The sequence below is a fragment of the Halobacillus sp. H74 genome (assembly GCF_052246715.1).
Lineage (GTDB): Bacteria > Bacillota > Bacilli > Bacillales > Halobacillaceae > Halobacillus > Halobacillus litoralis_A.
In genome coordinates, this window is sequence record NZ_JBQQCI010000001.1 from 538,028 (window position 1) to 559,321 (window position 21,294).

Here is a 21,294-nt window from a genome sequence, read left to right on the forward strand (position 1 = left end):
ACTATTTTAAATGGTTAGGGCAGGCACTTTCACTTATTTATGATACGGCTCGTTTCTAATAATCTTAAAAGCCCTGTACACTTGCTCAACCAACATCAACCGCATCAACTGATGGGGAAACGTCATGTTCGAAAATGATAACCCGAAATCACTACGCTTCAGCACCTCATCACTCAAACCAAGTGAACCACCAATCACAAACGCGACTTTACTCTTTCCATACGTTGCAAGCTCGTCCATTTTCTTAGCGAGCTTTTCAGAGGTGAGCTGCTTGCCTTCGATTTCCAGTGTGATGACATAAGCATCCTGGGAGATCTTCGCAAGGATGCGCTCGCCTTCTTTTTGTTTTACTTCTTCCATTTGCGCTTCACTCAAATTTTCCGGTGCTTTTTCGTCCGGTACTTCGACGACATCGACTTTGGCATAGGGACCAAGACGTTTTACGTACTCTTCGATGCCCTGCTTCAAATATTTCTCTTTCAATTTCCCGACACTGACTATTGTGATCTTCACGCTATATTCCTCCGTTACACTTCATTTGTCTCTAGTGTACCACGAAGTGTATTTCCATAATAAGCCACCTCAAGTCATCCAGAATTTGGATGACTTTGAGGTGGTAAAAAAGGTGGTGAATATTACAAATGATAGTTAGTCCTCTTACAGAATTCCGATCGTGTTCAACAGGATGACAAATGCGACTGAGATGACCGGGATGAGGACGGCTACGACGAAGATGTCTTTGTAACTGTCTTTGTGCGTCATACCAGTGATCGCAAATAACGTCAAAACCGCTCCGTTGTGTGGCAGAGCATCAAGACCGCCAGAGGATAGCGAGGCGATTCTGTGGAAGGCTTCCGGGCTGATGCCTGAATTTTGTGCGATTTCATAGTATTTGGAACCGAGCGCTTCAAGGGCGATCCCCATCCCGCCAGAGGCAGAGCCGGTGGCACCTGCGAGCACGTTGACAGCGATCGCTTCCGAGATGAGCGGGTTGCCTTTTACACCCATCAGCAGTTGGGTCAAATTGGCGAAGCCCGGGACTTCACGGACCACGGTCCCGAATCCTACTGCGGCACTGGTGTTGATGATGGCGATCACGGAACCGCTCGCGCCGCTGTTCATCGATGGGATGAATTTCTTGAACATCGTGATGTTAAGCAGCATGATCAGTACAATGCCTGAAATCAGTGCTGTGACGATATCCCAGTTTAAGAGATTCAAGGTTAGTAGAACAGTCAATAATGGCAGAAGCGACAGGAAGAAATTCGGTGTTTCATCGGGTTGGTCGATTTCTTTTTTCTCTTTCGGTTCTGTAAAGACTTCTCCTTGAGTGACGAGCTTCTTCTCGCGCCACCTCAGGTAAAAGTAACCGCCACCTGCCATGATGATGGCTGCGATGATTCCCATTACAGGCGCTGCGGTTGCAGACGTCTGGAAGTATTCCATCGGGATCAGGTTCTGAATCTGTGGTGACCCTGGCAGGGCTGTCATTGTGAATGTGAAGGCACCTAAAGCGACGGTAGCCGGAATCAGCTTACGGCTGATGTTCGCTTCACGGAACAAAGACAGAGCCAGTGGATAGACAGCGAAAACAACGACAAACAAGCTGACTCCGCCGTACGTTAATACGGCCGCTGAGGCGAGTACGCCCAAAATCGCGCGCTGAGTCCCGATCAATTTCGTCATAGCGACAGCGACAGAGCGGGCCATGCCTGTGTTTTCCATCAATTTTCCGAAGATGGCCCCGAGCATGAAGACAGGGAACCAGTCTTTCGCGAATGCAACGAAACCGCCCATATATGTATCTTTATAGGCTTCAAGTAGGTCGAGACCACCGGTGATGGCGACAACACCAGCTGCGATGGGCGCCACCCAGATGATAGACCAGCCCAGGTAGGCGAGAATCATCAGTACGGCAAGTCCGAGAAAAATTCCGAGCATAGTTTTTCCTCCTTATTATTTATTGAGCTTCGACGACCATGGCGATGCCTTGACCGCCGCCAATGCAGAGTGATGCGACACCATAGCGGCCTTCGCGGCGTTTCAATTCTTTGATCATCGTGTACAACACACGCGTACCGCTGGCTCCTACAGGGTGACCGAGCGCAATCGCTCCACCGTTGACGTTCACTTTGTCACGGTCAAGTCCAAGTTCTTTTTCGACTGCTAAATATTGTGAGGCGAATGCTTCGTTCACTTCAACGAGATCCATGTCTTCAAGGGTTAGTCCGGCTTTTTCCAGCGCCTGACGAATCGCTGGCGCTGGACCGATGCCCATATACTTAGGGTCGACACCTGCGACAGCCCAGGAGATGATTTTCGCGACCGGCTTCACATTATGATCGCTTACAAAATTTTCACCTGCTAAAACGACGGCGCCTGCGCCATCATTGATGCCACTCGCATTTCCACCTGTCACCGTACCACCTTTTTTGAAGGCTGGTTTCAGCTTGGCAAGCCCCTCAGGATTAGTCTCTTCGCGAATGTGCTCATCCTGATCGACGACTTTCGTTCCTTTTCTTGTCTTAATTTCGACGGGAGCGATTTCGTCTTCGAACCTGCCGGATTTACGGGCTTCGCTCGCAAGCAGGTGACTGCGTGTAGCGTACTCATCCTGTTGTTCTCTAGTAATCTCGTATTTATCGGCAAGGTTTTCTCCTGTCACACCCATGCCGGCACCGATATATTCATCCGTAAGTGCTGCCCAGAGCATGTCATCAACTTTTGGCGCACCAAGCTTTGTACCAAAACGGCTGCCACGTAACGCATACGGGGCAAGACTCATGCTGTCGACACCGCCAGCGAGAGCAGTTTCTCCTTCTCCGAGTTGGATCGACTGAGCGGCCGAGATGACTGATTGCATGCCAGATCCGCACAGACGGTTGACGGCAAGTGCCGGACTCGACATCGGCACACCAGCTTTCAGTGAAATATGGCGCGCGAGGTATGGTGCGTTTTGTGAAGAATGGATGACATTCCCCATCACAGTCAAATCAATGTGATCGGCGGAAATACCGCTTCGTTTCAATGCTTCTTTACTTGCTGTCACTCCTAAATCGGTCGGATCCACGTCTTTCAATGCACCGCCGAACGTACCGAATGGTGTGCGTGCTCCTTCTAAGATATACACTGGTTTCACGTGAAACATCCCCTTTCGTTTATTGAGAAGTGTAACCACCGTCGATGACCACTGCCTGGCCAGTAACACCTTTTGCCTGATTGCTTGCCAGGAACATCGTATAGTCAGCGACTTCCTGGACGGCCAGCAGCCGTTTCTGCGGAACTAACGGATAAATAACTTGTTCGAGTACTTTTTCTAAAGAAACGCCACGGTTTTCTGCGAGGTCTTCAAGCTGGTTACGGACGAGCGGTGTATCGACATACCCCGGGCAAATGGCGTTCACGGTAATGCCATCTTCCGCGCCTTCAAGTGCGGTAACTTTCGTGAGACCTATCACGCCGTGCTTGGCACTGTTGTAGGCTGATTTACCGGCAAAGCCGATCAGCCCGTTGATGGATGCCATGTTGATGATACGGCCGAAGCCTTGTTTTTTCATAATCGGAAACACATGCTTTGTTGCCATGAATGGGGCGACGAGCATGATTTTCGTGATAAGTTCGAATTTCTCAGTCGGAAATTCCTCGATCGAAGCGACGTGCTGCAAGCCGGCATTGTTGACGAGGACGTCTAGCCGACCGAACTTCTCCACCGTTTCGTCGATCGCGCTTTGGATCTGCTCTTCCTTTGTGACATCACAAACGAGCCCGATCGCTTCCAACCCTTCTTCAGTCAGACGCGCGGCTGCTTGTTTCACTTTTTCCTCTTGAATATCACTGAGAACGACTTTGGCACCATTGCGGGCGAATTCTGTACCGATTTCATAGCCGATGCCACTCGCTGCACCTGTAATGAACACGACCTTATTCTCTACCATTTGCCTTCCCCCTTATTTGTGTATTTTCATAAGTTCTTCACTGATGATCAATTCCGCTTCTGTCGATGCTATGATTTCATCAACCGACCAGCCCTCGACGATTTCTACAAGCACAAGGCCTGCTTCAGTCACATCCATAACCGCTCGATCTGTGATGATGCGGTCGACGACACCTTTTCCTGTCAACGGCAGCTTGCATGCTTTCAAAATCTTCGGATCGCCATGTTTGTTGACGTGATCCATAATGATGACCACTTTTTTCGAGCCGTGGACGATATCCATCGCTCCGCCCATGCCTTTGATCATTTTTCCGGGAATCATCCAGTTGGCAAGGTCACCGTTTTCTGCAACTTCCATCCCGCCCAAAATCGCAAGATCAAGATGCTCGCCGCGAATCATCCCAAAAGACTCGGCACTGTCACAATAAGCGGCTCCTGGTGCTGCTGTCACGGTTTCTTTGCCTGCATTGATCAAGTCCGGATCGACTTCTTCCTCATAAGGGGAACGCCCGATTCCTAAGAGACCGTTTTCCGATTGGAGGACGACTTCCTTCTCCGGCTGAATGTAGTTCGCGACCATTGTCGGCATGCCGATGCCAAGGTTGACATAGAAACCGCTTTCAATTTCCTGCTCTGCTCGTCTGGCAATCATTTCGCGGATTGCTGGTTTGTCCATCTTTACTGCCATTGTTCATCTACCTCCTGTTTATGCGTTTGTTCTTACTGTATAGCGTTCGATTCGCTTCTCCTGCTTGCCTTCGATTAATCCCTGCACGTAAATGCCCGGTGTATGGATACCGTCTGCCGCTAACTCTCCCGGGTCGACGAGTTCTTCGACTTCCGCAATGGTTACTGCTCCAGCTGCTGCCATCATCGGATTGAAGTTTCTTGCTGTTTTGTTATAGACGAGGTTGCCGTGACGGTCGCCTTTCATAGCACGAACGAGGCTGAAGTCTGCGGTTAAACCTTCTTGTAAAAGATAGTCTTTTCCGTCAAAATTACGCACTTCTTTTCCTTCCGCGATTGGTGTGCCGACGCCTGCTGGTGTATAGAATGCTGGAATCCCGGCCCCTCCTGCACGGATTTTCTCTGCGAGGGTCCCTTGTGGTGTCAGTTCGACCTCGAGCTCCCCTGCAAGGACCTGGCGTTCGAATTCTTTGTTTTCCCCTACATAAGAGCCGATCATTTTATCGATTTGTTTATTTTTCAACAGCAGGCCAAGGCCCCAGTCGTCGACTCCACAGTTGTTGGAGATGACCGTCAAATGCTTGACGTTCGATTCGACGAGAGCGAGAATCAGGTTCTCTGGAATCCCGACAAGGCCGAATCCTCCTACCATTATTGTTGAATGGTCTTTAATGTCTTTTACAGCTTCATGAAATGATGAATACATTTGTTTCATGAGTCTTCACACTCCCTTCACCTTTATAAAAGCAAGTTTCATGCCAAGTTTATGGTATTGCTGCAATAAGGTTTGTGAACAATTTGTGAAATCGTATTCCGGAATTCTGGAATCTTGAGGATGGATAAAATGAAAACCCTTACAAAAATGCATAAAAAAGAACCATTCCAGAATTTCGGAATAGTTTCTTGAATTCTGGAATGGTCAGAGATCATACTTTTTCACTTTTTCATAAAGGCTTGATTTTCCTATGCCCAGCTGCTCTGCAGCGGCACTCTTGTCGCCATCTCTTTCTTCTAATGCTTTAAGGACTGCTCGTTTTTCGGTTTGCTCGACGATTTCTTTCAATGACTGGCCTTCAGAGGTGACGTGGCCATCCAGATGGAGGTGATCAGGGAGGTCTCTAAAATCGATCGTTTCATTATCGGTCATGTGGACAGAAGATTCGATGACATTCTCAAGCTCCCTCACGTTCCCTGGCCAGCGATACTTTTGAAAAAGATTATCCACTGCCTGCGAAAAACCCTGCACGCGTTTCCCTGTACGGTCGCCCACTTTTTGCAGCAGATATTTGGAAAGGATCTTGATATCGTTCTTCCGTTCTCTGAGTGGGGGGATGTCGATTTGCACGACATTGATGCGGTAAAAGAGATCCTCACGAAAGCGCTGCTCCTTAATCATCGTTTCAAGCGACTGATTGGTCGCAGCGACGATTCGGACATCCACCTCTTGCGGATGGACTGCTCCGACCGCTTCCACCTCGCCTTCCTGGAGCGCTCGCAATATTTTCACTTGCGCATGAAGAGGCATATCGCCGATTTCATCAAGGAAAAGCGTCCCGCCATGAGCGAGCTGGAATTTCCCTGGCTTTCCACCTTTTTTCGCACCAGTAAATGCGCCTTCTTGATAGCCGAACAGCTCCGCTTCGATCAGGTGCTCCGGGATGGCCGCACAGTTCACTTTTACGAAAGGTTTCGTGCTGCGTTCACTCAAATGGTGGATGCTGTGAGCGAAAAGCTCTTTGCCTGTCCCGCTTTCGCCGCGCAATAACACGGAAACATCACTATGGGCTGTTTTACGGATTTTTTCCTTCAACTCCAGGACCTCTGGTGAGCTGGTAATGATATCGTGCAGCGAATATTTGGCTCCATTCTGCCGCTGCATTTGATTGCGGTACGTTTCAAGCTCGAGCAGGAGGTCTTTAATATGGGAATTCATGATTTTCCATTCATCGGTGTCGCGGAACAGAACCATGCCGAGGGCACCGATCACTTTCCCGTCTTCCCATAAAGGGATGCGGTGAGCGACCATATAATCGCCCCGGATCTGCTGCAAGTCGGCCATTTCTTCTTTTCCCGTCTCGACGACGATATGCATCCGTGTGTTTTCAATCACATCCGTCACATGCTGTCCCGTAATCACCTCTTGATCTACGGCCAGAAAGCGGCAGTAGCTTTCATTCATATATGAAATCTTTCCTTCTGGATCTACGACGACGATACAGTGCTCAACATTTCCGAAAAGTGTTTCCAGTACATTGTTACGATAGTCTTCTAATAAAGAAAGCATCGGCTCACACTCCTGAACATCCGATTGTCTGATAGCGTTTACAGTGTTAATCAAAGTTTATCAGAAGCCGCCGCCGCTTACTAGACGATAACCGGAAGGCATGTAAAAAATGTCACCTCAAGTCATCCATTATTTGGATGACTTGAGGTGGAATTAAATACCATATGGCTACTCACTCTTTTTTGATTTCTACATCCTGATAGCTTTCGAGCATGTGGATCCGCTCCATCATCGTCGGATGGCCATACCGGAGATATTTCACGAGTGCCGGCGGGTTCACATCACTCAACCCGTTGACAGTGAGTTCTTGAAAGGATCCGATAGCAGCTTCAGGATCCTGTGTCATTTCAATCGCATACCTGTCTGCATCCGTTTCGGCGTTTCTGGATATCGCCAATTCCACTGGACTGGACGCAAAAGAAAGTATCGTTAAGATCAAATAAAACAATGGCAGGCTGGCAACGTCCGAAATCTTCGAAAAACCAAACTTGCCTCCCCATTTCCGCACAGACCATTTCATCAAGTGATAGGTGAAATAAAGACCGAAGAAGGTGGCGACAATCACACCAGCCAAATTCCAATACAAGTGGTTCATCACGTAGTGACCGATTTCATGGGCCATGATGAATAAAACTTCCTTGTCCTGGAGCCTCTCCAGCGTCGTATCCCAAAGTACAATGCGCAGATTTGAGCCGATTCCGTTCACATAAGCGTTCATACTGTTCGTTTTCTCAGACATGTTCACTTCATAGACACGCTCAGCCGGAATTTCCGCTTCATCAGCAAGGGTGAGGATTTTTTCTTCCAGCTGCTTGTCCTGAAGCTCCGTGAAATCATTATAAAGAGGATCGATGACGACAGGCTGCAAGTACATCATGAAAATCAGAAACGGAATCATCAGTACCCAGGCGAACAGCCACCAGCGCTTCTGGAACTTCCTCATTAAAAAGTACAACACCGTAATCAACAGAGCCATGATGACATAGCCGACCCAAAAGCCGATCAGCTCATCACGCATCCAGCTGGAAAAACTTTGCGTGGAGATTCCGTATTCGACCGACAGCCACCGCCTGGCATAGTCCAGCGGAAAAAGTAAAATCGAGGTCAGTGTGGAGAGCAACAGGACGAACATCGGAATTTGCACAAAAGAAAATCGCGAAATCCGCTCGCCAAAATTTTTGAAGACCAGCGATACTCCAAACACCATCACCCCAAGGTAAATGATCCATTCAAGCGGCTCTCCGAGAAAGGAGAGGAAATTCTGATACCTTGAATATTCCTGACTTAACTGCAATTCCCGCTCGGTCATGAAGGTTGCAGGATCGGCCGCCGTCCCTTCATAAGCCGGAGGCACACCGACACCTGTCCATTGGAAAAAATACAGGCCCAGCAAGAGACCATAAAGGCTGAACAAAATCAGCGTCCAGATGACGAACCTTTTCTTCACTTCTTCACCTCCGCAATATATGCACTCATGCTATTGTACGAACTGTTCATTTAGCTTAGAACAAAGATGGCTTTCAACGCTGGACGAGCACGTGCTTCGTTGCTTCAGGGATGTCCTTTAAAGCCTCAGTCAGGAAAGGAGGCATAAGTTCATAGTTTTCCAGACGATCAATCGGCAGCCATTGATAAATCAACCGTTCTCCTTCTAAACCATGGAAGACGCCTTCCTGAAAATGTGAAACAGGAGAGGTAAGTATATAGTAGAATCCTAATTCATGCATCGCTTCGCCTTCATATTCAAAGAAATTCTCAGCGATCCAGGGAACATGTTCGACTTTCACAGCGTACCCGAGCTCCTCTTTCATTTCTCTCACAATACTCTCTTCCGAAGGCTCGCCCATCTCTATGCCTCCTCCAGGAAGAACCCAGTGAGGAGCACTGATTTCCTTATGTAATAATACATGACCATTCTCGATCAGGATTCCCGCAGACCGGAAGTTGAACCTCTGCTTCCCCACTTGAAAACGTACATCCATTTCCATTCCCCCTTCTAACGTACTATCATTCTTATAATTTACCATACACGGATAGAAATTACCTTTTCTTGTCACCTCAAGTCATCCATAATCTGGATGACTTGAGGTGGAATAAAGTTCCAACAGCCAAAACATCCCGGGTTGAATTATTTTGTGAAATATTGAGCAAAAGGGGTTGTGTCTTTTCTCATCCGCCTATATAATAAACCTATAGCAATCATGTGAAATATTTCACAAAACATTTCGCATGAAAAACCAAGGAGGAACCACTCATGAAAATTGCTGTTATCGGAAGTACACACGCAGGTACAGCTGCGGTCACAAATATGGCTAACTTATACCCTGAAGCCGACATTACGGTTTACGAACGGAACGATAATGTATCATTTTTATCTTGTGGTCTGGCTCTATATGTAGGAGGAGTCGTTAATGACGCAAAGGGGTTGTTCTATTCTTCTCCAGAACAGCTGCAAAAGCTCGGTGTGACGATGAAGATGCAGCATGACGTGAAAGAGATTGATCCAGTCCGCAAAACGATTGCAGCCATCAACCTTATAACAGGAGAACAAATCTACGATCATTACGATAAATTAGTGATCACGACAGGATCCTGGCCCGTTACACCTCCTATTGAAGGTATTGATCTCGAAAATATCTTACTAGCGAAAAACTACCACCAGGCGAATACGATCATTGAACGTTCCCAACATGCCCAAAAAGTAACGGTCGTCGGTGCCGGGTATATTGGTGTTGAACTTGTCGAAGCTTTCGAAAAAGCAGGAAAAGAAGTGACGCTCATAGATGGGGCGGATCGTATCCTGAATAAATATTTAGATGAAGAATTCACGAATATCGTAGAAGAAGAATTCAAGACACGAAACATCACGTTGTGCATGAATGAAACCGTGAAGCGTTTTGAGGGCAACGAAGGGCATGTAAATAAAGTCATCACAAATGAAGGCGCTTATGAGACAGACCTCGTAATCATGTGTGTTGGTTTCCGTCCGAATACCGATTTATTAAAAGGAAAAATCGACATGCTTGCAAACGGTGCAATCAAAGTAGATGAGTTTATGCAGACAAGTGATCCATCCATCTATGCTGCGGGGGACTGCTGTGCTGTGAAATATAATCCGACCGGTGGGCATACGTATATCCCGCTCGCTACCAATGCTGTTCGTATGGGAACGCTCGTCGCCCGCAATTTGATGGAGCCGACTATGAAGCATGTCGGGACACAAGGGACATCCGGACTTCACATTTACGGTTTGAACATGGCATCTACCGGATTGACTGAAACATCCGCCAAACTTACAGGCATTCATGTGAAAAGTGTCACAATTGAAGATACCCACCGCCCTGCTTTCATGCCGACATCTGAAAACGTCAAGTTAAAAGTGGCCATCGACCCTCAAACTCGCTGTATCCTTGGTGCTCAGGTAATTTCTAAAGCAGATGTCACTCAATCCATCAATACGATGAGTGTCTGCATTCAAACAGGAATGACCATCGACGAACTTGCTTATACAGATTTCTTCTTCCAACCACATTTCAACCAGCCCTGGAATTTTCTTAACAAAGCTGGATTAGAAGCTCAATCAAATGAACCAGTACCTATCCCTCAGCCTCTAGGATAAGCAAAGTATAAACGCTTTAGTTGGCTTTTGCAGCATATGATATTCACAGGTTTAATTTCCGGTATTAGAACAAAACCCCCATGGGCCATGGGGGTTTTGTCACTTTTGCCTGCGATTCAATTTTCCATACTTTTTCGTTCTTCTCAAGTGCCTGCCCAGCTCATCAAGCGGGATACCATCCACAAACCGATCCTTATCAAACATTTCAGCGAAGCCTTCGTCATAAACGGACGGACGTTTCTTTACTTGCTGACTTCCCTGGATCTTCGCTATCGAAGCCACCTCCAAAGGTTTATTCACATCTCATAACCCCGACTGAACCATTGGAATCCTTCTCACATGAGGGGAGGCTATTTTTATCATTCTATTCTTCGAACAATGATTTATGCGTCTTTGTATCGTAATTGAATACGGTGGATCACTGTTTCAATAGCTGCTTCATTTACATCGTAATTGGTGACAAAACGAACAGTTTCAGGTCCAAAAGGGACGGCAAGAATATCATCGACTTTCAACTCTTCCAGAAACTCAGCGGCTGTCCTTCCCGTACCTCCCACATGAGCAAGAACGATGTTTGTTTCGACCTCTTCTACCTGCAAACCTTTCACTTCACTTAATCCGGAAGCTAAACGTCGCGCATGCTCATGATCATCAGCTAATCGATCGACCATTTCCGTGAGGGCGACATAAGCAGGAGCTGCGATCATTCCGACCTGACGCAACCCGCCACCAAGCCGTTTCCGCCATTTACGTGCTTTCCTGATAAAATCTGCGGATCCAGCAATAACCGAACCTACAGGAGCTCCGAGTCCTTTTGATAAACAGACTTGAATCGTATCGGTCTGATCCCCGTACCTCTTCAAGGAAATTCCCGACGCAATTGAGGCATTAAACAGACGGGCTCCGTCTAAATGAACCGGAATCGAGTGCTCCCGTGCAATTTCGTATATGGTTTGCATATTTTCTAGCGGAATCACTGTGCCTCCTGCTTTGTTGTGAGTGTTTTCCAAACAAATCAATCCTGTCTCAGGAAAATGGATATCATCCGGCCGAATAGCCGCCTTTATCTCTGCAAGATCCATTGCACCTTTTTGCCCTGTTATCGTCCGCGGTTGGACGCCTGCAAGAGCCGACATCGAGGCTCCTTCGTATAAGAAAAGGTGGGCATTCGCTTCAAGAAGCACTTCATCGCCAGGATTACAATGAGTCAAAACGGCAATCTGATTCCCCTGTGTTCCACTCGTCACAAATAAAGCCGCATCTTTTCCCAACATCTCTGCAGCCTTCGCTTCTAATTTTTTCACGGTCGGGTCTTCTTCATATACATCATCCCCGACCTCCGCTTCCAACGCGGCCTGCCGCATGGCCCTAGTCGGCTTTGTTACAGTATCACTTCTCAAATCAATCATATGTATCCCCCTCCTATTTACCCCTATTGTACGAAACCAGGGCTGAATATGGAAAGGAAGCCCTCTCGAAATTCCTAACGACTCACCAATAACTCAGGAATTATCAATGGAATAACACCCTTAACACATCGGTTCTTCCTTAGGTTACCCACCCGCAGCCAACGAAGTATCGAAAGACGTTATAATTAGACAAAATATAGCGTTGGAAAAATATCTTTCTCAGCCTATATGCCTTCAAAAAAAGCGTTTGAATTTGTACACATGTGGAAAATTAACTACTAACGATAATAGTTACCCACAATCATCCACAGACTTATGCACAAAACTTGGTAATATTCTGATATTCACAGCTATCCCCGAGCTATAAACAGGTTATCCACAAAATCTATCCACATATACACAACACGCTAAGCTATATGGTAGTAGAAAATATGTTCGCCACCATATATGTGACTTATCCAGAAAACTATTCACAGCCTGTGGACAACATAAAGGGAGAATTTCGCGAATAAAGTCGATTTTTGACGTAAAAAGAGTACCCTGAAGAGGATACTCTTTTCCTTCATACGTCATTCCTGGGAACCGAGGGTGATCGTAGTTGTATTACGTTCTCCATCACGATAATAAGCGATCTCTAAATCATCGCCCGGATCTTTCTCATTGTACAAATATTTACGTAAATCTATGATATTTTCTACGGGCTCGCCATCGAGCTCTGTGATGACATCAAGGGGCTCCAATCCTGCTTTTGCAGCTGGGGACATTTGACGAATACTACGGATATATAAGCCTCCCTCTACGTCCTCTGGAAGGTTAAGGGTATTGTCCCATTCTGAGGTAGGTACTTCGTTGAGACCATAGGCTTCTACACCGATATATGGACGATTCACCTGTCCATGCTTTTCAAGCTCTTCAATGATCGGCTCTGCTGCATCGATCGGTATCGCAAAACCGATACCTTCGACAGCTGATTGAGCGATTTTCATTGAGTTGATTCCAATCAGTTGACCATCAATGTTGATTAAGGCTCCCCCACTATTCCCTGGGTTGATAGCCGCATCTGTTTGAATGACTTCTGCTTGCCAATCATCCAACCCATCTCCATTAAAGTCCTGGGGAATCGCGCGTTCTTTCCCACTAATGATCCCCTGGGTCACCGATCCTGCAAAACTTAACCCGAGTGGATTACCAATAGCGATTGCCGGTTCGCCGACTTTCAAATTAGCTGAACTTCCAAGCTCAGCTACATGTTTGACTTGTTCACTGGGCATTTTCAATACGGCTAAATCAGTGAAGACGTCACTTCCTACAAGCTGTGCTTTAATCCGTGTTTCATCAGCAAGGACGACTTCAATTTCACTGGCTCCTTCAATGACATGATTGTTCGTCACAACATAGGCTGTTCCATCTTCCTTTTTGTAAATGACACCAGAACCTACCCCTCCTTGTTGAGACGAATTGTTCTGCTGCCAAAAGTTCTCCTGAGATTGGATATTGACGACACCCACAACTGAAGGGGTGACTTTTTCGACAACGTCGGTGATTTGTGTCTTAACATCCAGTTCCACGTTTTTGGTGGTGTTCCCTGTCAGGTTTTGATCGTCCTGGACGAGTCCGCTTTCGTCTTCTGGAATCGTAATGTCATACGGTAACAATTCTGTTTGGACTAAAGCAGGAAGAGCCAACAAGACAAGCACAGCCCCCAGGATCCCCCCGACGATTGTCGGCATGACCCAGCGCCGGCGATGCTTCTTTTGTCGAGTGGCTGGTGAATGATCATCATAATAGCCCACGCCTGTTCACCTTACCTTTCTTTCGTTCCTCATAGTTTCTTAGGTATTGTTTCCTTATTCTTCACTTTTTAACAGCATTTAAACCTCAAAGATCGGCGTTGCTTCTTTAGGATCGGTGTCATGCAATTGAATACGGGTGCCAAGTTCGAAACCGCGTTCTTCCAACACGTTCTTTACAGACATATTTGCAAGGTCCTTCATATTGTTATCAAGACTCAAATGCGCTAAATAGATACGTTTGGTCTGATCTGTAATCACATCTGTTAAGGCGAGGGCACAATCTTCATTGGAGACGTGTCCTGAGTCCCCGAGAATACGCCGTTTCACATTCCAAGGGTAACGCCCCATTCGGAGCATGCTGACATCGTGATTTGATTCAAAGATGTAAGCATCCGCACCTTCAACCGTCTTCTTGATCCGTTCTGATACATAACCTAAATCAGTGACCAGCGCCACCTTTTTTCCATCTTGGTGGAACGTGAAAAACATCGGGTCTGCTGCATCATGGGAAACAGCAAAAGACTCCACATCGATTCCCCCGAAGGTCTGCGTTTCTTCCATAGAGAAATGAAATTTTTGATCAAGTGACAGTTTCCCCAATTGTCCTTCCATCGCATCCCACGTTTTCTCATTTGCATAAATCGGCAGGTTATAACGACGAGCCATTATTCCAAGTCCTTTGATATGATCACTATGCTCGTGCGTCACTAAAATTCTCGACAAGGAATGGGGGTCTACATTGACCTGCTCCAATAATCCTTCAATTTTCTTTCCACTCAAACCTGCATCTACCAGAATCTTTTCTTCCCCTGATTCTATATAAAAAGCATTTCCTGTACTGCCCGAAGCCAGCACACTAAACTTCAAGGTCATTCAATACACTCCATTTAATTTGTTTCACTCGTTTCGTTCTCCTCTGTTGTATCTGATTCAACTTCACCCTGGATCACATCATACTTCCCGACTATATCTTCGATGAATCCAGTTTCATCACTCTCAATAAATGTCCCACTGATCGCATAGAGGAACAGATTCTTTTCATCATTGACGGTTACTTTCCAGGTCGGCGCAAATACCTGCGGACCATTCTCTTCACCCGGGACTAAATTGAAGCTGCTGTGATAACCGACGCTCATTGATGTAACTTCATCTCCCTCTTCAATATAACCGGCTGTGTACAATGTGTTAATCGCACTCAAGGGAGCAATGATCTGCTCAGGACTCGAAACCGCCGTGTCCTCCTCAGTATCTGAAAAATTCAGTAATGTGGCTACATAACCTGTAATCTCACCATCGGCAATATTGACAAGTAAATAGCCGCCCTCATTAAAATACACGGTTCGATCATTAGCGATTTGGAAGAACAAAGCAGTCCCTTCCTCCTCATTCCATCCCCAATACGAGTATTGAGCTCCAAAGGGTACGATGGAATTCACTTTGTTTATGATGTTATCTTCGTTCACCTCGACAGGCTCATCAAGAGTCACCTTCAGTACACGGTCATTCTCAACTTCCACCTGTTGCTTGCTGTCATCGATCTCCTCGATCTGAGATAAAATGTCTTCGGAAAATCCACCTTCTTTGGATTTTAGTCCAGCCACCTCGGTCACCTCAGGAATCGCATCCTCCGCTATAGTGATGTCATTGTTTTCCAGAGCTGTTTCAATATCTTCAGCGACAGTCGAAATCTGTCCTAATTCATCTTCACTCTGCTTAGATAAAAATTGCTGCAGGAGAAAAAGATCGAGAACCAGAAAGCTGAGAATGAACAATATTTTTATTTGACCCCACTGCATCTCCGCTGCCTCCTTAGTTACGAAACTTCTTCATTCTGCATTGTCAGATTTTCACCATATAACTCATTCCAACTGCCTGTGCTGGTCTGGATATACCATTTCGGTATCAGATTGAACACTAACCTGTTATTCTGTTCTTCCAATTTGTATCTTATTTCAAGACCTTGAATGTCTTCAAGGTCATAATTTCCCGACTGCTGGAGATCTTCCAGAACTTCTTCACCAGAGGGAATGTTCCCCAGAACTTGTTCATTCACCGACTCGAACTTGATCAGCGGACGATTATAAGTTTGGATCTCCCCTTGCTCATAACTGAGTAATATATTCGCTAACCCTGTAGTATCCTGGTTCTCCATGATGGGCAGGTCATTATGATACATACGATACTGCACCTGATTCAAGTTCTGGTACGACAATAATTCATTCAACCGAAAATCATTGGTCCAGCCTAAATGGCTGTTCACATCTTCAACACTTTTCGTAAGTAACTCATAACTCCCCAAATTGCTCGAATTCGCACTATTAGGGATCATCACCACATATTCCATCCGTCGCTCATCAATAGCATCCAGCTGGCGTTCAGCAGTTTTGGCTCGTCTTGCTCCACTGTTCGTATTATAAATAGACACTAGATCCGGAGATGGGAAAAGGTCATTTCGCAACGGAGTAACCGGGATGGACTCCGTTTGTTGGAGTACAACCCTCGGGATGGGAACTTCCTCTTTAGGAAGGTAAATATGATGAGCCCCCATCCCTTCTGTTTCCTCATTACCAAAGGCATCTGCCACCCGGACCTGCTCCTGGAGTTTGTCTTTATTACTCAACACACTTAACGCCCGCTCCCCGGCGCTTGCTGATATGGTCGCCTGCAACTTAGCAATATTCCCATCTCCCTCAGAATCGACAAACCAGAGTTCATAGGATGTCGGAGGTTGATCATTTGCATGATGGACTAAGAACATCCGATCAAAGGACTGAGTCGTATTCCCCAACAGTTCCCGATCTGCCATGAACAGATCGCCCACTGTCTGCAGCGGGATTGTTGTAGGAAAAATAACTTCGACAGCATTTTCGTGATTTTCAAAGTTTATAGGATCCGGATTCAAGTCCATCGCTGATAATTCCCATTCCTGGATTTGTTGAAAAAAGGACCATTCATCATCTGAATCTTTGAAAGAGTAAGAGGTCCCTTCTTCGTGGAAGACAACTTGATCAGGGATGACGAGACCGGGTATCGTTTGTTCGCCACCGATGTCTTCATCCAGTTGGGTATCTTCAATTAGCCCATCATCATCCACCGTTTCAGTCTCCGGCTGATAATTCCACAACGCAACCGACAAAACCAGACTGAAAGCAATCAAGATTACTAAAATGACAGACTTCATCGTTTCTATATTCATGACTGTCCCCTCCGCTTCTGGTTCATGAGCGGGAGAGTAAAGTGAACTGTTGTGCCTTTACCTTCTTGGCTTTCCGCCCAAATCTTCCCATGGTGAGCTTCAATCATTTCCCGGGCAATAGCCAGACCCAGGCCTGTGCCTCCCATTTCTCTTGCACGGGATTTATCAACACGGTAGAAGCGGTCAAAGATCTTATCTACCGTATCCGCCGGCATGCCGATCCCTTCATCTGTGACACTGACCCGCAGCTGCTTTTTCGTGGATTGAGCAGCGAAACGGATGGTGCCGCCTTCAGGTGAATACTTGATGGCATTGGAAATAATATTATCTAACACTTGCGTAATTTTATCTTTATCCATCCAAACATACATGCTTTTATTCGACATACTGCGGATAAAGTTCATTTTTTCATCTTTATTCATTTCAAACCGATCGACGATATTATCGAAAAAGCTGACGAATTCCACCCGCTCTTTCATAAGACTCGTCTCCTTGTGATCCATCTTCGTGAGCTGTAATAAATCATTCACCAGACGGATCATCCGATCGGTTTCATTCTGGGTGACACCCAGGAATCTTGGGGCAATTTCAGGATCTTGCCACGCACCATCATTTAAAGCTTCAATATAACTGCGCATCGTAGTCAATGGGGTTCGGAGTTCATGAGACACGTTTGAAACAAACTCCCGCCTTTCTTTTTCGACCCGCTGTTGTTCAGTTACATCACTGATTACCGATATGAAACCATTCATTTCATTATTTTCATCCTGAACAACAGAGAAATTCGCTTTCAACAATAAGTGGGTATCTTCATTGCTCAAGTCAATAATCATTGATCCTGCTTCTTCCACTTCAGCAATGTCCTCAATTTGATCATTCAAATCAAGCACATCTACCAACGATTGGCCCTGGACCTCTTCAAATGATTGACCAATCAGTTTCGAGGCGGGAGCATTCATCAAGATGATGGCACCCAGACGATCCGTAGCAATGACCCCATCCGACATATTCGACAGAACAGAACTTAATTTCCGCCGTTCTCCTTCTGTTGTAGCCTGGGCTAACTTCAATTTGTCGTTCAGATCATTGAAGGTAATGCCAAGCTGTCCGATTTCGTCATTTCCTTTGACATCCACTTTTTGCGAGAAGTCCCCCGTCGCCATGATTTGCGCTTGTTTCTTCATTTGAGTCAACGGTCTCGTGATCGTTCTTGCCACCAAAATACCGAGCAAGGCCGTCACTGCAATGGCGAGGAATGTCCCTTTTGTAAAAATACTATTGATTGCTTGGAGCTGCTTATAGATGTCAGACATATAGACTTCATAATAGAGAACTCCGAGAACTTCATTCCCTGTTTCATCCGCAATCGGTTTCGAGCCAACATAAACCCGTTCATTTGTTTCCTTATCAAGCATTTCTTTCGGTTCTGTGGGGTCACCAAACAAAAACACTTTCGTAATTCTTAAATCGGTCACTTTCTTCCCGATCACCGATTGGTCGTCCTGATCCCGGCTGATGGAAGCAATAATATTAGGATTACTATCAATGACCTGCAGTTTACGGATATCTTCGTTTCCACTTCCGAAGTCATTGATCAGTCCCTGGGCATCCGCTGCCAGAGTAGTTGTATCTTCATTACGCTCTGTATTGAACGCACTTTGTAAACTGAAGGCAAGTGAGTTCAGTTGACCCTGCACCGAGCTTGTATAGTTGTTGGTGAGCTGTGTTTCCAACCGATCAACAAAATAGGCACCAATCACTTGGATGCCTAATAAAAGAAGTAAAATGTACACGACAATCAATTTCAGCCTGACCGACTGAAAAAAGCCAACCCTTTTCATCAACGCTAATCCTGCTCTGGATTTCTCAAGTAATAGCCTACACCGCGGCGTGTAACGATCCAAATCGGATTGCTCGGACTCTCCTCGATTTTTTCACGTAGACGCCTTACTGTAACATCGACTGTACGAACATCACCGTAGTAATCATATCCCCACACCGTTTCCAACAGATGCTCACGTGTCATAACCTGTCCGATATGGCGTGCGAGGTAATGTAATAATTCGAACTCACGGTGTGTCAATTCAATATAATTTCCGTCACGGGTGACCGTGTAAGCATCAGGGTGAATCGCTAAACGACCAATCGTAATATCTTTGGTTTGTTGAGCACCATCTTCAGGCTCATGTTGTTGACGACGCAGATTCGCCTTCACCCTTGCAATCAATTCACGATTGCTAAATGGCTTCGTTACATAGTCATCGGCCCCCATTTCCAAACCGAGCACTTTATCGATTTCTGCATCTTTAGCCGTCAGCATAATAATCGGCATGTTATGTCTTTTTCTTACTTCCCGGCAAACTTCATTGCCGTCTTTATTAGGTAACATGATATCCAATAGAATCAGTTCTGGATTTTCTTCGTCTGTTTTGACGACAGCATCGTCCCCATCATAGGCACAGACAACTTCATAACCTTCTTTTTCTAAATTGAACTTCAATATATCAGCAATCGGTTTTTCATCGTCTACCACTAAGATTTTTTGCGCCATCTTCCGTCACATCCTTTTCCTCGTCTTCTATTCTTTCTCTTATTTTAACTCATTTAATGGCAAATGTCTTACTTCATCTAAAAGCTTTTCCCCGTATTACCATTTCCCTATAAAAAGAAAAAAACCGCTATGAAAAAATTCATAGCGGAGATATTCATTTCGATACATAGGATAACGGGTTCTTGACGCTTCCTTTTTCATGAATTTCAAAGTGAAGATGGACCCCTGTAGAGTTACCTGTCGTTCCCATTACCCCGAGGGATTCTCCACGAGTAACTGTCTGACCAGGCTCCACATCGATTTTGGAAAGGTGGGCATAGACCGTTTCATATCCATTTTTATGATCGATCACCACTTTATTGCCGAATCCTCTTTGAAATTCAGCAACCTTCACTTCGCCATGATCGGATGCCTTGATGGTGCGGTCCTCTACACCTGCGATATCAATGCCCTTGTGCTCTCTCCCCCATCGCTCACCTTTCTTACTCGTAATCGACCCGCCGACTGCCGGCCACTCAAAATCGCCTGTTCCACTCGAAGGAATCTCTTTTGTGCCTTTCAAAATGACCTTCTTGACTGGTTCATCGATTACTTCCTCTTTCAATGTTTCTTCTTTTTCCTTGGTGCCATTCCTTATGGTTATTTGTTTATGGATTTCTTTCTCTCCGTCTTTCCCCTCTTGCTCCACTTTCTTTTCACCTTCATAAAGTTTGTCCGTGTTGTTAACTTCTACTTTATGTTCGAGTTTTATGACCTCTCGTTCTTTTTTCTGAACGATGACATCAGTCAGGGGCCCATTGTTAGCATCAAGGAGATCATCTGCTGGGAAGTGAGTCTTCATAAAATCGCTTTTCGTCAATTCCTTGGAGAAACTCTCGCCATTTTGTATTCTCGATACAGCTTCTTTCACCGTGTTGACTTGCGTTGGGGCTACCTTATTCTTTTCAAATGAAAGAGGAGACGTTAACCATACATCCACTACAGCCTCTTCCCCTTGAGAAACCTCTACCGCCTCATTTTCCATTTTCCGTTCTTCGACCTTTTCAAGAATTTCCGGTTTCACATGTGTCTCTTTTAATTTTTTCACGACTTGATCGGCTTTCTCTTGATTAGGCAGATGGGCAACCGTTTGATCATTGACTTTCAATTGAACCGTTTCCACCGCAAGAGAAATCTCTTCTCTCAACGCTTCTATCACCTTGTCTTCTTCCTTTGCAGGTGAAAAAACCTTCTCAGATTCAAAGGTGACCTTCTCATCAATGGTCAATTCCCAATTCTCATGATTCTTTTCTGCCTCCTTCTTATAATCATTTAAATAGGAATTCACCGTCTCTTTATTTTCTACCATTCCTATCGGTTTATCATCAACATAAACGTGGTAAACCGTTTGAAGAGAATTTTCAGCATAAACCGTCCCTACACTAAGGATGATAACAAGCAAAGCTACAATAACTGTTTTTTTCCACATTCCCCAAATCCTCCTGAAATTGTTAATCTTTATATATATTTATAATAATTATAGTTTCACTTGTTTAACTTATCATAGCAAAATCCTAGATTAAACATAAATTCAATCGATGTAACAAATATATAATTTACTTACCAAAATTACGAAAAATTAGGTGTTTTATTATGCTTTTAGTGTAAAAAGTAATTATTATATTGCAGGAGTGTAACAAAAATTGAGAAAACAGAACGCTATATATTTAAACTTTAGTTAATGATTTTGGTTATTATTTTAAACTTTTCCTCAAAATGATATAATTTCCAACATGAATAACTTCATCACCACGTAAAACACGGTAGCTTCTTGATCAGCCT

At 45.3% G+C, this 21,294-nt stretch carries 19 protein-coding genes; 1 reads left to right on the forward strand and 18 read right to left on the reverse strand.

From position 1 onward, the window contains the following. Nucleotides 1–33 precede the first annotated feature (33 nt). From rlmH to ACTWPX_RS02690, 9 genes are all read right to left on the reverse strand, one after another. Nucleotides 34–513 carry a 23S rRNA (pseudouridine(1915)-N(3))-methyltransferase RlmH gene (rlmH, locus tag ACTWPX_RS02650; RefSeq protein WP_128525204.1) on the reverse strand — a complete coding sequence of 160 codons (480 nt, stop codon included), beginning with the start codon at nt 511–513 and terminating at the stop codon, nt 34–36. A 144-nt stretch (nt 514–657) separates the two neighbouring features. Next, complete coding sequence (locus ACTWPX_RS02655; RefSeq protein ID WP_443118401.1) at nt 658–1,941, reverse strand: GntP family permease; 1,284 nt, start codon at nt 1,939–1,941, stop codon at nt 658–660. A 19-nt stretch (nt 1,942–1,960) separates the two neighbouring features. After that, on the reverse strand, nt 1,961–3,139 hold the full coding sequence (locus ACTWPX_RS02660) for a thiolase family protein (protein ID WP_443118402.1): 1,179 nt from the start codon (nt 3,137–3,139) through the stop codon (nt 1,961–1,963). 19 nt (nt 3,140–3,158) lie between these two features. Then, nucleotides 3,159–3,935 carry a 3-hydroxybutyrate dehydrogenase gene (locus ACTWPX_RS02665; RefSeq protein ID WP_443118403.1) on the reverse strand — a complete coding sequence of 259 codons (777 nt, stop codon included), beginning with the start codon at nt 3,933–3,935 and terminating at the stop codon, nt 3,159–3,161. A 12-nt stretch (nt 3,936–3,947) separates the two neighbouring features. After that, nucleotides 3,948–4,622, reverse strand: a complete 675-nt coding sequence (locus tag ACTWPX_RS02670; RefSeq protein ID WP_443118404.1) for a 3-oxoacid CoA-transferase subunit B — start codon at nt 4,620–4,622, stop codon at nt 3,948–3,950. A gap of 18 nt (nt 4,623–4,640) precedes the next feature. After that, nucleotides 4,641–5,336 (reverse strand): CoA transferase subunit A, encoded by a 696-nt coding sequence (locus ACTWPX_RS02675; protein ID WP_443118405.1) that lies wholly within the window; start codon nt 5,334–5,336, stop codon nt 4,641–4,643. Nucleotides 5,337–5,540: 204 nt separating this feature from the next. After that, nucleotides 5,541–6,905, reverse strand: coding sequence for a sigma-54 interaction domain-containing protein (locus ACTWPX_RS02680; protein ID WP_443118406.1), 1,365 nt, complete (start codon nt 6,903–6,905; stop codon nt 5,541–5,543). Nucleotides 6,906–7,077: 172 nt separating this feature from the next. After that, nucleotides 7,078–8,352: a M48 family metallopeptidase gene (locus ACTWPX_RS02685; RefSeq protein WP_443118407.1), complete on the reverse strand. Its 1,275-nt coding sequence runs from the start codon at nt 8,350–8,352 to the stop codon at nt 7,078–7,080. Nucleotides 8,353–8,425: 73 nt separating this feature from the next. Then, entirely contained in the window at nt 8,426–8,887 is a 462-nt protein-coding gene (locus ACTWPX_RS02690) for an NUDIX hydrolase (RefSeq protein ID WP_443118408.1), read from the reverse strand. A gap of 272 nt (nt 8,888–9,159) precedes the next feature. Here ACTWPX_RS02690 and ACTWPX_RS02695 point away from each other — a divergent pair, with 272 nt between their 5' ends. Continuing rightward, nucleotides 9,160–10,524, forward strand: a complete 1,365-nt coding sequence (locus ACTWPX_RS02695) for an FAD-dependent oxidoreductase (protein ID WP_443118409.1) — start codon at nt 9,160–9,162, stop codon at nt 10,522–10,524. Nucleotides 10,525–10,623: 99 nt separating this feature from the next. Here ACTWPX_RS02695 and ACTWPX_RS02700 read toward each other — a convergent pair whose 3' ends face one another. The 9 genes from ACTWPX_RS02700 to ACTWPX_RS02740 all read right to left on the reverse strand — a co-directional run bounded on the left by ACTWPX_RS02700 (nt 10,624) and on the right by ACTWPX_RS02740 (nt 20,941). Continuing rightward, a complete protein-coding gene (locus tag ACTWPX_RS02700; RefSeq protein ID WP_128525194.1) occupies nt 10,624–10,824 on the reverse strand; it encodes a hypothetical protein in 201 nt (66 codons plus the stop codon). Between the two features lie 83 nt (nt 10,825–10,907). Continuing rightward, nucleotides 10,908–11,933, reverse strand: coding sequence for a low-specificity L-threonine aldolase (gene ltaE / locus ACTWPX_RS02705; protein WP_443118410.1), 1,026 nt, complete (start codon nt 11,931–11,933; stop codon nt 10,908–10,910). A 569-nt stretch (nt 11,934–12,502) separates the two neighbouring features. Then, on the reverse strand, nt 12,503–13,726 hold the full coding sequence (locus ACTWPX_RS02710) for a S1C family serine protease (protein ID WP_443118411.1): 1,224 nt from the start codon (nt 13,724–13,726) through the stop codon (nt 12,503–12,505). A gap of 78 nt (nt 13,727–13,804) precedes the next feature. Then, nucleotides 13,805–14,599: an MBL fold metallo-hydrolase gene (locus ACTWPX_RS02715; protein ID WP_443118412.1), complete on the reverse strand. Its 795-nt coding sequence runs from the start codon at nt 14,597–14,599 to the stop codon at nt 13,805–13,807. Between the two features lie 14 nt (nt 14,600–14,613). After that, nucleotides 14,614–15,522 (reverse strand): two-component system regulatory protein YycI, encoded by a 909-nt coding sequence (locus tag ACTWPX_RS02720; RefSeq protein WP_443118413.1) that lies wholly within the window; start codon nt 15,520–15,522, stop codon nt 14,614–14,616. A 17-nt stretch (nt 15,523–15,539) separates the two neighbouring features. Beyond that, the gene (locus tag ACTWPX_RS02725) at nt 15,540–16,922 is read right to left on the reverse strand and encodes a YycH family regulatory protein (RefSeq protein ID WP_443118414.1); all 1,383 of its coding nucleotides are present in this window, start codon (nt 16,920–16,922) and stop codon (nt 15,540–15,542) included. After that, the gene (gene walK, locus ACTWPX_RS02730; protein ID WP_443118415.1) at nt 16,919–18,763 is read right to left on the reverse strand and encodes a cell wall metabolism sensor histidine kinase WalK; all 1,845 of its coding nucleotides are present in this window, start codon (nt 18,761–18,763) and stop codon (nt 16,919–16,921) included. Before walK ends, ACTWPX_RS02725 begins: the two co-directional genes overlap by 4 nt. A 5-nt stretch (nt 18,764–18,768) precedes the next feature. Further along, nucleotides 18,769–19,473, reverse strand: a complete 705-nt coding sequence (gene yycF / locus ACTWPX_RS02735; protein WP_128525187.1) for a response regulator YycF — start codon at nt 19,471–19,473, stop codon at nt 18,769–18,771. A 154-nt stretch (nt 19,474–19,627) separates the two neighbouring features. Next, nucleotides 19,628–20,941, reverse strand: coding sequence for a peptidoglycan DD-metalloendopeptidase family protein (locus tag ACTWPX_RS02740; protein WP_443118416.1), 1,314 nt, complete (start codon nt 20,939–20,941; stop codon nt 19,628–19,630). Nucleotides 20,942–21,294: the final 353 nt, after the last annotated feature.

Bases quoted from the DNA above. Each gene is read 5' to 3' on its own strand.
- ACTWPX_RS02670 (WP_443118404.1), bottom strand. From the start codon at position 4,622: ATGGCAGTAAAGATGGACAAACCAGCAATCCGCGAAATGATTGCCAGA.
- ACTWPX_RS02680 (WP_443118406.1), bottom strand. From the start codon at position 6,905: ATGCTTTCTTTATTAGAAGACTATCGTAACAATGTACTGGAAACACTT.
- ACTWPX_RS02740 (WP_443118416.1), bottom strand. From the start codon at position 20,941: ATGTGGAAAAAAACAGTTATTGTAGCTTTGCTTGTTATCATCCTTAGT.
- ACTWPX_RS02715 (WP_443118412.1), bottom strand. From the start codon at position 14,599: ATGACCTTGAAGTTTAGTGTGCTGGCTTCGGGCAGTACAGGAAATGCT.
- ACTWPX_RS02725 (WP_443118414.1), bottom strand. From the start codon at position 16,922: ATGAATATAGAAACGATGAAGTCTGTCATTTTAGTAATCTTGATTGCT.
- ACTWPX_RS02720 (WP_443118413.1), bottom strand. From the start codon at position 15,522: ATGCAGTGGGGTCAAATAAAAATATTGTTCATTCTCAGCTTTCTGGTT.
- ACTWPX_RS02690 (WP_443118408.1), bottom strand. From the start codon at position 8,887: ATGGATGTACGTTTTCAAGTGGGGAAGCAGAGGTTCAACTTCCGGTCT.
- walK (WP_443118415.1), bottom strand. From the start codon at position 18,763: ATGAAAAGGGTTGGCTTTTTTCAGTCGGTCAGGCTGAAATTGATTGTC.
- ACTWPX_RS02665 (WP_443118403.1), bottom strand. From the start codon at position 3,935: ATGGTAGAGAATAAGGTCGTGTTCATTACAGGTGCAGCGAGTGGCATC.
- ACTWPX_RS02675 (WP_443118405.1), bottom strand. From the start codon at position 5,336: ATGAAACAAATGTATTCATCATTTCATGAAGCTGTAAAAGACATTAAA.
- ACTWPX_RS02695 (WP_443118409.1), top strand. From the start codon at position 9,160: ATGAAAATTGCTGTTATCGGAAGTACACACGCAGGTACAGCTGCGGTC.
- yycF (WP_128525187.1), bottom strand. From the start codon at position 19,473: ATGGCGCAAAAAATCTTAGTGGTAGACGATGAAAAACCGATTGCTGAT.
- ACTWPX_RS02655 (WP_443118401.1), bottom strand. From the start codon at position 1,941: ATGCTCGGAATTTTTCTCGGACTTGCCGTACTGATGATTCTCGCCTAC.
- ltaE (WP_443118410.1), bottom strand. From the start codon at position 11,933: ATGATTGATTTGAGAAGTGATACTGTAACAAAGCCGACTAGGGCCATG.